The organism is Arachnia propionica (assembly GCF_003932785.1).
GTDB classification, from domain to species: Bacteria; Actinomycetota; Actinomycetes; order Propionibacteriales; family Propionibacteriaceae; genus Arachnia; species Arachnia propionica_B.
This window is the reverse complement of the sequence record NZ_RQYT01000164.1, coordinates 1-347: the sequence shown is the minus strand read 5'-3', so window position 1 is coordinate 347 and position 347 is coordinate 1. Positions and strand designations below refer to the sequence as shown.

1 pseudogene is annotated in these 347 nt (G+C 63.7%); it reads left to right on the top strand.

The features are described from left to right. Positions 1–107: 107 nt before the first annotated feature. Positions 108–347 (top strand): annotated as a pseudogene (locus EII35_RS15670) (hypothetical protein); the annotation flags it as partial.

The window sequence follows — 347 nt, the reverse complement described above, 5'->3', positions numbered from 1 at the left end:
GGGTGACGGTGGTCTCGGATGAGGATGGGTCGCGGTCGAACACGTGGGTCGCGGATGCCCGGGGCCGGGTGGTGGGGATCACCGATTCGGACGGTAACCACTCGACGATGGCTTATGACCAGTGGGGCAACCAGGTGTTGGCCACCGACCCCGAAGGCAACACCACCGCACGGGCCTTTGATGAGCGGGGCCGCCTCATCATTGAACAGTTGCCTTCTGGCGCGGTGACGCGGCTCGGCTACGACGAGTTGGATCGGTTGACCGAGATCATCTCCCTCGAAGACGGAACGGAGGTGGCCCGGACCTGCATGTCTTACACCGGTGCCCAGCAACAGCCTTCAACCATC